Here is a 12795-nt window from a genome sequence, read left to right as displayed (position 1 = left end):
TGCTGCCGCAGCCAAATCGGCGCACTTTGCCGACCTCGGCTGATTTGCCACTCAAGGTCCTTTTCAGATGATCACGGCATCCAAGGCCTTCATTGCCTTTTGTCTGCTGGCGCTGGTCGGCACCGCGCTGGTGATCGGCCCGACCGAGCTGCGCCGCCTGCTGCCGGCCGGGACGACGACCATCGTCGCCGCCAAGCCCGAAGCCAAGCCCGACGCCAAGCCCGAGACCAAAGTCGAGCTCAAGGTGGAGCCCGGAGCGGACGAGTCCAAACCAGAGCAGAAGGCGAACCAGCCAAAGCTTGCCGCCAGCGCGCCGCCTGCACCGGCCGCGGAGCCGAAGGCGGGCGCGCTGGGCGAAACCCAGAAGCAGGTCACGGCCGCGCTCGGCGATTTCGCGCCGGTCAAGCCGGCGCCGGCGGTTGCGGATGCCGGGCCTCGGTTCGACGTCGCCCGCATCGACAGTCATGGCGAGGCGGCAGTGATTGCGGGCCGCGCCACGCCGGGTGCAAGGGTCGAGCTGCTGCGCGACGGCAAGCCGCTCGATGCCGTGGTCGCCGACGCTTCGGGCCAGTTCGTGATGACTCCGCCGCAGCTTCCTGCCGGTTCCTATGAACTGACGCTCCGGGCCAAGGCGCTTGACGGCACGGTGACGGAATCCGGCCGGACCATGCCGGTGACCATCGCCGAGGCGGCGCCGCCGCCCGCGCCGGCCGCGAAGCAGGATGCGCGGCAGGAGACCAAGCAGGCCGAGAAGACCGACGACAAGCCGGATGTCGTGGCCGCGCTGCCATCGGCCTCGCCGCACCTGGCTTCAGTGCCTTACAGGCAAGCGGCCCGGCCGAGGTTGATCGGCGCGCCGAAGCCCAAGGCCTTCGCGCATGCGCCGGCGGCGACGGCGGTCGCATCGGCCTCGCCGGCGGAGGTGCTCACCACCGCACCGGCGGAAGCAGGCGGCAGCCGCGTTATCGCCCGCGGCGACAGCCTGTGGGCGCTCAGCCGGCTCGCTTACGGCGACGGCGCCCGCTACGGGGTGATCTTCAAGGCCAACCGCGACAAGATCCACAACCCCGATTTGATCTATCCCGGGCAGACGTTCGTGCTGCCGCAAAAGCCGCAGTGACCCCGCGCCGGCATGGCCGGTGAGCGTTGCGACGCTTTGCCCTGCATCGCCGCGGAACAATCGGTTCCCTCGCGCGTCATTGTGATGCGACGCATTGCGCGCTTGGTGTGGGAGGGAGTGCCAAGACGTGGCCAGATTGGTCAAGTCGGCGGTCAGGTCAGCGATCATTTCGAGGCGCATGGGCTTGGCGCTGGCCGGCGCAGCTCTCGTGATTGCGGCAGTGTTGCTGCCTGGCAGGGCCGAGGCGCAGTTCGGGTTGCGTGGCGGTCCGCTCGGGGTTGCGCGTTTCGCCGTCGGCCACATGATGGGCCTGTCGCGGCTGCGCCATTCCCGCATGGCCGTGCGCGGTGGCCGCTACCGCTCCGCCGCGCTGAGGTCGCAAGACCCGCGCGGAGCCGAGCGCGGCCAGCTATCCAATCCTTACGTCCTGCGTGCGGCCCTCACGGCGCAGGCTGCGCTGGCGGGCTGGCAAGGCGGCCGGCGGCCGCAGGGCTGGTGGCGCCATCCCGACGGCAGCTACGGCTGGGTCGGCCCGGTGTTCTGGCCGTTCGCGCATGACGATCTCACCACCGCAATCATCTTCGGCGATGCGACCAGCCTCTCGCTCTACGGCTACGGCGACATCTATGCCGCACTCTTCACGCCCTATGCCGCGCCCGAGCTTGCCGCCTACACCGTGCCGCAAGGCCGGCGCGCGCGAAGAATCCCGTCCGCGGAAACCCTCTGCGAGGCCAGCGACACCGGTGGCCTGCCGGTCGACCGGATCGCGAGCGCCGTTCAGCCGAACGAGCTGCAGCGCACCGCGCTCGACGAGCTCGCATCCGCCTGGAATGCGGCGCGCGACACCATCCGCGCGGCCTGCCCGGCGCAGGCTCCTGCGAATGCCTCCGAGCGCCTCGGCCTGATGCGCGAGCGACTCGAGGCCATGATCAAGGCGACGGACGCAATTGAAGCGCCGCTGACGAAATTCGTCGGCCTGCTCGATGACGACAAGAAAACCAGGCTCAACGCCCTCGCCAATGAGCGTCGCGCCGCGCTGGCGTCCCACCGGCCCAAGGACGCGAGCAAGGACGCGAGCAAGAACGCGACCAAGGACGCGCAGGCGGCCAAGGCCTGCCAGGCGGACTACGATCCCCTTTCTGACGAAAACGCGCAGCGCCAATACGAGCAACTCGTCCAGCAGCAATGGCCCGCCGCCGAGATTGCCTCCACGCTCCACCTCGACGAGATCGCGCGCGCCCGCCTCGAAGTGCTGCAGGACACCACGCTGCGCACCATGCAGACGCTCAGCGCCTGCCCGACAGAGCCCGCCGCAACCGCGCAAGCCCGCCTCGCCGCCGTGAAGGCGCGGCTGGCGACGATGCTGGAAGCGGTGAACGGCGTCACTGATGCGCTCGACGATTTCGAGGCGGATCTAAGCGACGAGCAGAAGGCGGCGTTCGAGGCGATCGGGCCGAAGCGGGAGGTGTGAGGACCCGCACGCCCAGTCGAACTTCATCTCCCTGAAGTCGAGCTGCGCGTTGTCGCCGCCCAATCACCGCAGCGGCCGTAAAGCTGCGCCTTGGGTGCGCGTCACGCTGCCGATGTCAGCGGTCGCGCCCGTTCGATGCGTTTGCACTGGCCTGAACTCTCGATGATGCCATCATGCCAGTGTTTTGCCCGACGTGTCAAAGCACCGGCCAGCCCAGACCGTCGTCACCGTCCGACTTTGATGCTCGGGTAACCCATTGATCTTCCAGCTCCCGCCTACTGTGCATGGGGTTGTTTTCGCAATTTTTGCTTTGGCTACCCTCTCCGCCGCACCGCCGCCGCATCCACCACGTTCTCCACCTCCTCGCGCCAATTCAAAATCTCCATCGCCAGCACGGGGTGATTGAAGCCCTTGAGCTGGAGGTCGTCGAGGGCGCGGGCCTCGACCCATGGTTCGACCATGCCGTAGACGCGGCGGCTCACCACGATCTGGCCCGCCTTGGCTTCGCCGCAGAGACGGGAGGCGAGGTTGGTGACGCTGCCGATCGCGGCATATTCCAGCCGCTGCTCGAAGCCGACCTGGCCGAGCGTGGCGTAGCCGAGCGCGATGCCGATGCCGAACCCCAGGCTATGCCCGCGGTTGCGCCAGCGCTCGGTCAGCGGGCCGATGGTATCGCGCATCTCCACCGCCATCCTCACCGCGCGCTTGGTGTGGTCCTCGAACTGGATCGGCGCGTTGAACAGCACCATCACGCCGTCGCCGGCATATTTGTCGAGCGTGCCCTCATATTTGAAGATCAGCTGGCCGAGCGCGGCGTGATATTCGCGCAGCACGTTCATCGCCTCCTCCGGCTCCGTCGTTTCCGTGAACGCGGTGAAGCCGCGCAAATCGCAGAACACCACCGTGACCTCGCGGCGCTGGCTGGTGAGCAGTCCTTCCGGGCTGTCGGAGGAGGCGATCAGCTGCGCCACCTGCGGCGCCAGGAAACGCTCGAGCTTGCGGATGCGCTCGATCTCGCCGAGCTGCGTCTTGACGCGCGCCTCCAGCGACTTGTTCCAGTCCTTGAGCTGCTCGGTCTGCTGCTTGAGCTTGTCGGCCTGGGCGCGCACGGTCTCGTTCGCGGCCTCCAGCGCGTGGCTCTTGTGATCGACCTCGGTGAACAGGTGCGCATTGCGCATCGCCAGCACGGCCTGGTTGGCGAAGGTGCGCATCAGGCCGATGATGCTGCCGGCGAACTCGCCGCCGGCGCGGCGCAGCACCACCAGCGAGCCCAGCGTGCCCTGCTGGTCGATCAGCGGCACCACCAGCACCGATTGGAAGCCGGCCGCGAGTGCGACCTCGCGCAGCGGCTGCTCGGCGGCCTCGCCGAGCTCGGCAAGCGCGATCGGCTCGCCGCTCGCGGCGGCATCGCTCAGGATGTTCTCGCCCTGCGCGACGGTGACATGCGCGCCCTCGGCGGATTTGTCGATGCCGTTGGCTTCGACCAGGTCGAAACATCGCGCCTCGGCGTCGAAGCCGTAGATCAGCACCGCGTCGGCATGGGTGATCTCGATCGCGCGGGCGGCGATGGTCGCAAGCACGGCCTTGAGATCGAGCGAGGAGGCCACCGCACGGCCGACCTCCTCCAGCACCTTGAGCTCGTGGATCGACTGCGCGAGATCGCGGGTGCGCTCCTCGACCTTGGTCTCCAGGTTCGAATAGGTCTCCTGGATCTGGTCGGCCATGCGGTTGAACTGCCCGGCGAGGTCTTCGAGCTCGTCGGAGGTGTGCACGTCGATGCGGTGGCTGAAATCGCCTTCGCCGAGCTTGTGCGCGCCATCGCGCAGCGCCGTGATCGGGATGATCATGCGGCGGGCGAGCAGCGTACCGGCGAGGATCGCGACCAACAGCCCCATGCCGATCAGAAGCGCGATGCGCACCAGCTGGTCGCGGATCGGCATCAAGGCCTGCGTGGTCGGCTGCTCGAACAGCACGCTCCAGCCGAGCTTCGGCACCATGCTCGCGGCGCTCATCACGGCTTGGCCGTTGAAATCGGTGCCCGATGTGTCGGGCTCGTGGCCGGGCGCGATCGCGGCCGCAACCTGCGGCAGCTTGGAAAGGTCCTTGCCGATTTCGGGACCTTTCGACGATGTCGCCAGCACCCGGCCGCGCGGATCGACGACATAGGCGAAGGCTGCCTTGCCGACCTGGGCGTCGGACAGGAAGTCGGAGAGGAAGCTGAGATCGATCTCGGCCACGGTGACGCCGGCATTGAAGCCGGAATGCGCCACCGAGATCGACATCAGCGGCGTCCCGTCGGCGAACCAGGCCGAGGCATAGCTGACGCCGCGGGTGACGGCGTCGGTGAAGCGCACGTCGCGGGAGAGGTCGGCATTGGCGCCGGTCGTGGTCGACTGCCTGGAGACGCGCAGCACCTCGCGGCCGTCGCCGTTGAGCTGGAACAGCTGGTTGACGACCGAGACCTGGTGCAGCAGCGAGGCGTAATCGGCGCGGCGTTTCTCCAGCGTGTCCTGGCTCGCGCGCGTCACCCAGCTGATCTGGCGCTCGAGCTCGGAGATCGACTGCTCGATGCGCCGGGCGGCTCCTTGCGCCTTGTCCTCCAGCCCGTTGGTCAGCTGTGTCCTGGTGGCGCGGTAGGAGATCCAGGTCTCCATCGCGCCGTTGACGGCGAGGACGAACACGACGAGGCCGACGAGGGAGACGACGTATTTGGCGAACAGACCCTCGCGCAGAGATCGTGTCTTGTCGTTCGCTCCTGCCATCCCGATCCTCTCGCGCCGCCACTGACGCTGCGCGCTGCGGGCCGCAAAGCCCCTTCCGGGCCGTTCTACCACAATTTGGGCCAAGGGGCGTCGCGCGGCCGTCGCGCGGCCGGTGTGGTTACTCCCTGTGGACTCCCGGGCAGGAAGCAGAGTGGTGAATTGTCGCAGCCTCATCCGTTCGGAGGACGCCGCAGGCGAGCAAGCCGGTCCAGCCCGCAAATCAACGATTGAAGAGCTGTCGCAGCACGTCGTTCATTGGCTGACTGTCCTGCTGCGCAGGCGGCGGGTCCTCCGGAGCTGGGGCAGGCGAGGCCTGCGGCGCCGGTGTGGAGGGCGTTACCGGCAGGCTGCGACTGCGGCTGGTGCCAGTGCCGGTTGCTGTGCCATTGGAAAGTCCCTGCTGAATCAGATTGCCGATCGCCTCCCCCAAGGGCCCGCCGAGCAGGTTGTTCTGCCCGGGCTGCTGGGCTTGCGGATTGGCATTGCCTCCGCCCGGCGCGGTGGTGCCGCCGAGCCCAAGGTTGCTGCCGAGGTTGCCCAGGATGTTGCCGAGCCCGGCGCCGTCGGGGCCGAACAGGCCTTTGCCCATCTCGCGCAGCTTGGCATAGGCGGCGTCCGGATTGTCCAGCACGCCGGCGATGTCAGGGTAGATCCGCGGCTGCGACCAACTGCCCTGGATCATCACGGGGATGCCGAAGCCGACGGGCTCGGAGGTGCGGCCTTGGCCTTCGGTCGTCATCACGAGCTTCGGCTCGACGCGAAAGCCCATCATCTTGGTGTCGAGGGCGATCGTGCCGGCGCCGGTGACGCGCACCAGCGGCCCGATCAGATTGAGATCGGTCGTCACCGCCTGACCCTTGTCGATGCGGAAGGAGGCCGAAAGCTGCGACAGATCCGTGCTCTGCTCCTGGCTGGGGTCCTGGTTTCGGTCCTGGTTTCCTTGCCAGCCGGACAGCGTGCTCGTCGTCAGCGAGCGGATCATCTGCGCGACATTGATGCCGCGGATAGCGCCATCCTGGAAATTGACGAAGGCCGTGCCCTGCATGTTCGCCATCAGCGCCCGCTGGCTGTTGCCGGCGCTGCGCAAAGCGAGCTTGGCCTGCAGCTTGCCGTCGATACGGTCGAATTCGGCGAGGCCCTGCAGCAGCGGCAGCGCGCGCACGCCGACGAGGTCGGAATGCATCGCAAAGCTCGGCGCGCCCGTGGTCGCATCGAGGACCACCTCGCCCGAGACCTGGCCCCCATAGACGCCGAGATTGGCGGTGCCGGCCTTCAGGACGCCGCCGGCGAGCTTGGCGTCGAGCGCCAGCGGCGCGATGCGCGCATCGCCGATCACGGCTTCGTTCGCGGAGATCCTCACCTGCGCATCGACATAGTTGAGCCCGGAGACGTCGATCGGCGCATTGCTCCAGGGCTGCCCGGACACGCCGTCCGGCGATTTCGCCAGGGGCATCGCGAGCCGCTGGAAATCGAGATCGACCTTGACCAGCGGCTTGCTCGCGATGTCGACCGAGGCCCAGCCGTTGAATGCGCCGTCGCCGAGCCTGCCATTCACGCCGTTGATCATCACGACATCGCCATTGAGCCGCATCTCGGCGTGAGCGGTGAGCTGGGACTTCAGCACGCTGGGCATGTCGATGGCGAAATCCACCGGAACCGTCGGCCGTTCGGCCGGCAGTGCCTGCGAGGTTGCCTTGATGTCGAACTTGGTCGGATGCTCGCCGACGCGCGCGGTGCCGGTGATGTTGACCTTGCGGTCGCGGTCAACGATCGCCTCGGCGTTGACGGCGCTGATGCGGCCCTCGACACGATCGCGCAGGCGCGAGAACGCCACTTCGCCTTCGGTGACCTTGATGCGGTCGATCGTGGCAGCATTGGTGCCCAGCGCGATCGGCTTCGACGGGCTGCCGGCATTCGGCAGGCGCTCACGCAGCAGCGGCTGGTAGAGAACGGGATGGGCGACGACGAGCTCGCTGATCTCAGGGCGGCCCGACCAGACGCTGGCGAGCGACATGTCGGCCTGCACGCTATCGATCGTCAGGCGCCTGATGCCGCTGCGGTCCTTGGGGTCGGCAAGCGTGAGGTCATTCAAGGTGATGTTCAGCGTCGGCCACAAACTGATCCTGGTGGTGCCGTCGATCGACAGGCGATAGCCGGTGGCGCTCTCGACCCGCGAGGCGATGGTCGAGGTCAGGAAGCCCGAGGGGATCCCGACCACGAGCAGGAGTGCGATCACGATGATGACGGCGGCCAAAGCCCCGCCGACGAATTTCAATGCTCTCATGTCGACTTTCCAACGACGGACAATCGGCGTCGAACCCGCCAGATGGCCCGTCCTTTGCGCCTTAAGTTTATCCCCGGACGGCAAGCGGCTCCAAGCGCGTAAAAATAGTCAGGGGGTACTGCAAAGTTATGTGACTTATGACACACTTCTCCGACGCGGTTTTACGCGATCCTGAAGTTGATGGTTTCAAGCGATTTGCTGAGAACAATGACCAGGGCGTTCACAAGGACATTGAAATGAGCAAGCAGGCCGAATTTGCGGTCATCCTGAAGATGAACCCGATGTTCGCCGATCTCGGCGCAGACGAGCTCCAGCGGTTGTCCAATCTCTGTCAAACGCAGCATTTGGGGAGCGGCGAGCTGCTGTTCCAGAAGGGCGATCCCGGCGATGCGCTGTTCGGCGTGCGTCGCGGCCAGGTCCGCATCGAGACCGGCGCCTCCGACGGCAGCCGGCTGACGCTGAATTTCATGGGGCCGGGCGACCTGTTCGGCGAGGTCGCGGTGCTGGACGGCCAGAACCGCACGGCAGACGCCACCGCGGGCGAGGCCAGCGAATTGTTCGTGCTGCGGCGCGACGATTTCCTCGGCTTCCTCGAGCGCGAGCCAAAGGTCGCGATCAAGATCATCGCCCTGCTGTGCCAGCGCATCCGTTGGCAGAGCGAGCGCATGGAAGAATCCATGCTGCAGCCGCTGCCGGTGCGGCTGGCGCGGCGGCTCTGCGCGCTCGCCGCCGATTTCGGCTCCGAGGTCCATATCTCGCAGGAGCAGCTCGGCGTCTTCGTCGGTGCCGCCCGCGAAAGCGTCAACCGCCAGCTTCAGGCCTGGCGCAAGGAAGCGATCCTCGATCTCCAGCGCGGCCGGATCTTGCTGCGGAACATGACCAAGCTGACCGCGATCGCGCGGAACGAGTAGGCTTACGAGCACGCCTCGTAAGCCTACTCCGCAGCTGGCCGCGCGACGCTCTTCGGTGCCGAAGCCGTCTGCGCCGGTGCGGAGTCGTGATGAGAGGCAACCTCCACATCCTCGCTGTGCACGATCAGCCGCTTGGCGAAGCGCCAGATCAGGGCGCCGAAATCGTCCATCACCATGAACATCGCGGGCACGAACACCAGCGACAGGATGGTCGAGAAAATCAGGCCGCCGATCACCGCGAGCGCCATCGGCGAGCGGAACTCGCCGCCGGCGCCGACGGCGAGCGCGCTCGGCATCATGCCCGCGGCCATCGCGATCGTGGTCATCACGATCGGGCGGGCGCGTTTCATGCCGGCGTCGATCATGGCCTCCTCGCGCGGCTTGCCCGCACGGATGGATTCGATGGCGAATTCCACCAGCATGATCGCGTTCTTGGTGACGATGCCCATCAGCATCAGGATGCCGATCCACACCGGCGTGGTGAGCTGCTTGCCGGTGACGAGCAGGGCCGCGATGGCGCCGCCGATCGAGAGCGGCAGCGAGAACAGGATGGTGATAGGCTGCAGGAAGGTGCCGAACAGCAGCACCAGCACGGCGTAGACCATCATCAGTCCGGCCGTGATGGCGGTCGCGAAGCCGTCCGACAATTCGTTCAGGCTTTCGGCATCGCCCGAGGGCGAGACCTTCACACCCTTCGGCAGCGTCTTCATCACCGGCAGGTCGTAAATCTTCTTGGTGGCATCGCCGAGCGCGGCGGAGCCGACGAGGTCGGCGGCAACGGTCGCCTGCCGTTCACGATCGTAGCGGTTGATGCTGGTCGGACCCTGGTCGAGCTTGACGTCGGCGATGACCGAGAGCGGCACGCCGCCCTTCTCGCCGTGCTCGCCGAGCGGCACGCGCAACTGCTCCAGCGTCTTCAGATTGCCGCGGGCTGCATCCTCGAGTTGCACGCGGATCGGCACCAGGCGATCGCCGACGTCGAACTTGGCGAGCGCGGGCCCGACGTCGCCGATGGTGGCGACACGGATGGTCTGCGACAGGCTTTCGGTGGAGACGCCGAGCCGTGCGGCGAGATCGGCGCGCGGCTCGATGCGCAGCTCGGGGCGCTCCAGCGAGGTCTCGGAGATCACGTTGGAGATGGTGGGAATGCGCTTCATCTGCGTCGCAAGCTCGCTCGCGACGTTGTTGACGATGTTGGGGTCGACACCGGTCACCACCAGCGAGATCGCGCGCAGGCCGTTCTCGTCCAGGAACCAGAAGCGGATGTCGGGAACGTTCTCCAGCTCCTGGCTGATCGAGAATTCGAGCTCGCGCTGGGTGATGTCGCGGCTGTCCTTGGGTGTGTAGTTGATGATCAGGGCTGCGCGCCGGACTTCCTGGGTTCCCGGCGGGACGCGTCCGCCGTCGACGAAGATGCTCTTGACCTCGGGCCGTTTGCGCAGGCGCGCGACGATGTCCTCGGTGACCTTTTCGGTGTAGGCGAGCTGGGTGCCCGGCGGCAGCTCGAGCGCAAGCAGCGAGCGGGCGCTGTCCTGGGCCGGCAGGAAGCCCTGCGGCAGCAGCGTGATGCTCCAGATCGAGGCGGCGAAGATCCCGAGGCCGATCAGCACCGTGATGAAATAGTGCTTCACCGACCAGGCCACGATCCCATGATAGGACCGCAGGATGCGGCCGGGCGGCGGCTCCGCATGCGAACTGTGCTTGAGGAAATAGGCGGCCAGCACCGGCGTGACGAAGCGCGCGGCTAGCAGCGAGAAGAACACCTGCACCGAGACGGTGATGCCGAACTGTTTGAAGAACTGTCCGGCGATGCCCGACATGAAGCTCGCCGGTGCGAAGATCGCGATGATGGTCAGCGAGATCGCGATCACCGCGAGGCCGATCTCGTCGGCGGCCTCGAGCGCGGCCCGGTAGGGCGACTTGCCCATGTTCATGTGCCGGACGATGTTCTCGATCTCGACGATGGCGTCGTCGACGAGAATGCCCGTCGACAGCGTGATGGCGAGGAAGCTGACGAGGTTGAGCGAGAAGCCGAGCAGGTCCATCGCCCAGAACGCCGGGAAGATCGACAGCGGCAGCGAGATCGCGGCGATGATGGTCGCGCGCAGGTCGCGCAGGAACAGCAGCACGATGACGACGGCGAGGATGGCGCCTTCGAACAAGGTCGAAATCGCCGCATGGTAATTGCCTTTGGTGTATTCGACCGAGGTGTCGATCAGCTTCAGGTCGACGTCGGGATAGGCGGTTTTCAGCGCGTCGATGCGCTTCTGCACGGCCTCGGCCACCTTCACGTCGCTGGCACCCTTGGAACGCTTGATGCCGAGCGCGACCACCGGCTCGCCGTTGAAGCGGGCGAAGGTGCGGCGATCGGCGATGGTGTCGGTGACGGTGCCGAGATCGTCGAGCCGGACCTCGCCGCCGCCGAACAGCGGGATCATGGTGCCGGCGAGATCGCCCAGCGTCTTGGCGCCGGCGAGCGTGCGGATCGCCTGGTCGTTCTTGCCGATCTCGGCGCGGCCGCCGGCGACGTCGACATTGGTGCCGCGCAGGCTCTGGCTGACATTGACCGCAGTAAGCCCCATCGCCTGCAGGCGGTCGGGATCGAGCGAGACCAGGATCTCGCGCTCGACGCCGCCGATGCGCTCGACCTGCGCGACGCCGCGCACGCCCTGCAGCGAGCGCTTGACCACGTCGTCGACGAAATAGGAGAGCTGCTCCGGCGTCTTGCCGGGCGAGATCGCGGCATAGGTCACGATCGGCAGGCCGATGACGTCGACGCGCTGGATCAGCGGCTCGGTGACGTTCTGCGGCAGGTTGGAGCGCACGCGCGTCACCGCGTCCTTGACGTCGTTGAGCGCGCGGTCCGTGTTGGTCTCGAGCGCGAACTGGATCGTGGTGACCGAGAGGCCGTCGGTGATCGAGGAGGTGATGTGCCTGACGCCCTCGACGCCGGAAACCGCGTCTTCAACCGTCTTGGTGACCTGGGATTCGAGCTCGGCCGGTGCCGCGCCGAATTGCGAGACCGCGACCGAGATCACGGGGATGTCGGCCGAGGGCAGCCGTGTGATCGCGAGCTTGGTGAAGGAGGTCCAGCCCAGAACCAGCAGGATGATCGAAAAAACGGCGGACGGCAGCGGATGACGTATAGACCATGCCGAGATATTGAGAGCCATCAGCGTACCCGCGTGCGATCGAGTTCATCGGCGAACATGGTCTTGATCTGGTCGCCGTCATGGAGCGAAGAGCCGGCGTCGGCCACGACGATTTCGCCGACCTCGAGCCCTTCCAGGATTTCCGTAGCGCTGTCGGACGACAGTCCGACCCGCACCTTGCGTGTCTCGACAATGTTGCCTTTGACGACCTGCACCGTCAGATGATCGATCGCGGTCTTGGGCACTGCAACGCCGCAGCTCCGCTTGGCGTCGATCGAGGCGCGGGCGAACACGCCGACCTTCAGTGAGGGATTGTTGGTGACGCTGATGCGGACGCGCCCGAGCTGGGTGGCGCGGTCGATTTCGGGCGCAACCAGCCGGACCCGTCCGATCAAATCGGGCGCATCGTCGCGGCTGATGCGCACGGTCGCGCCGGAGCTGAGCTTGGACATGTGCACCGCCGGAACCTGGGCGTCGAGCTCGATCTCATTGTTGACGGCGATGCGGAACATCGGACCTGCCTGCGGCGAGGCCGGCGCGCCGACGACGGTGCGGACCTCGGTGATGAGACCCGGCGCGGGTGCTTTCAGCGAGACCGGGCCTTGTGGGCCGGGCCGCTGCGGCTGGCCCGGAATCTGCGGCGGCGCAGTCAGCCGCGCCAGCTCTTGGTTGTCGGCGACGACGGTGCCCTCGGTGACCAGAAGGTCGGTGACCCTGGCCCCCTCCTGGTCGGCAAGGACGACCGCCTCGCGGCGCGGCACGAAGAAGCCGGTCACCCGCACCAGGTCGGAGAAGCAGGCATTGGTCGACTTCGTCACGATGACGAGCGCCGTGCTTGGCGTCTCCTTCACCTCGGGGCGGCGCCGATGCTCGAACAGATAATAGCCGACGCCGAGCGCGAGGACGAACACGACGGTTCCAGCCGGCTTGAGATATTCAGTCAAATTCATCGCGGAATCATCCTGACCTGGCTCACGGCCATCCGCGCGAGGCCCAAACAGAGCGTTTCCCGGAAATAAAGCGGCGTCCCGCAAGGCCGCGGGACGCGCTTCGACAGCGAGACCTTACACCACATCACGACTTGTCACTGCAAAG

Annotated in this window: 7 protein-coding genes; 3 read left to right on the top strand and 4 right to left on the bottom strand. The window is 66.7% G+C overall.

Translation table 11 applies throughout. The annotated features are described in order from the left end of the window. The first annotated feature begins 67 nt into the window (after positions 1-67). Complete coding sequence (locus P6U28_RS30735) at positions 68-1120, top strand: LysM peptidoglycan-binding domain-containing protein (protein WP_407120418.1); 1053 nt, start codon at positions 68-70, stop codon at positions 1118-1120. Positions 1121-1298: 178 nt separating this feature from the next. Then, on the top strand, positions 1299-2591 hold the full coding sequence (locus tag P6U28_RS30730) for a Spy/CpxP family protein refolding chaperone (protein WP_129145678.1): 1293 nt from the start codon (positions 1299-1301) through the stop codon (positions 2589-2591). A 314-nt stretch (positions 2592-2905) separates the two neighbouring features. Here the strand turns inward: P6U28_RS30730 and P6U28_RS30725 are convergent, their stop codons facing one another. Together P6U28_RS30725 and P6U28_RS30720 are read right to left on the bottom strand one after the other, a co-directional pair. Then, entirely contained in the window at positions 2906-5353 is a 2448-nt protein-coding gene (locus P6U28_RS30725; RefSeq protein ID WP_129145673.1) for an adenylate/guanylate cyclase domain-containing protein, read from the bottom strand. Positions 5354-5573: 220 nt separating this feature from the next. After that, positions 5574-7637 carry an AsmA family protein gene (locus P6U28_RS30720; protein ID WP_129145672.1) on the bottom strand — a complete coding sequence of 688 codons (2064 nt, stop codon included), beginning with the start codon at positions 7635-7637 and terminating at the stop codon, positions 5574-5576. Between the two features lie 236 nt (positions 7638-7873). On the opposite strand from P6U28_RS30720, the gene P6U28_RS30715 reads away from it, so the two are divergent. After that, positions 7874-8548, top strand: coding sequence for a Crp/Fnr family transcriptional regulator (locus P6U28_RS30715; protein ID WP_407120417.1), 675 nt, complete (start codon positions 7874-7876; stop codon positions 8546-8548). Between the two features lie 23 nt (positions 8549-8571). On the opposite strand, the gene P6U28_RS30710 is transcribed toward P6U28_RS30715, so the two are convergent. Together P6U28_RS30710 and P6U28_RS30705 are read right to left on the bottom strand one after the other, a co-directional pair. After that, the gene (locus tag P6U28_RS30710) at positions 8572-11721 is read right to left on the bottom strand and encodes an efflux RND transporter permease subunit (RefSeq protein ID WP_129145671.1); all 3150 of its coding nucleotides are present in this window, start codon (positions 11719-11721) and stop codon (positions 8572-8574) included. Further along, positions 11721-12650, bottom strand: a complete 930-nt coding sequence (locus P6U28_RS30705; protein ID WP_129145670.1) for an efflux RND transporter periplasmic adaptor subunit — start codon at positions 12648-12650, stop codon at positions 11721-11723. Before P6U28_RS30705 ends, P6U28_RS30710 begins: the two co-directional genes overlap by 1 nt. Positions 12651-12795: the final 145 nt, after the last annotated feature.

This window comes from Bradyrhizobium sp. STM 3561, from assembly GCF_045571455.1.
Taxonomy (GTDB): Bacteria; Pseudomonadota; Alphaproteobacteria; order Rhizobiales; family Xanthobacteraceae; genus Bradyrhizobium; species Bradyrhizobium vignae.
The sequence above is the reverse complement of the archived record's forward strand: the minus strand, read 5'-3'. Positions and strand labels throughout refer to the sequence as shown.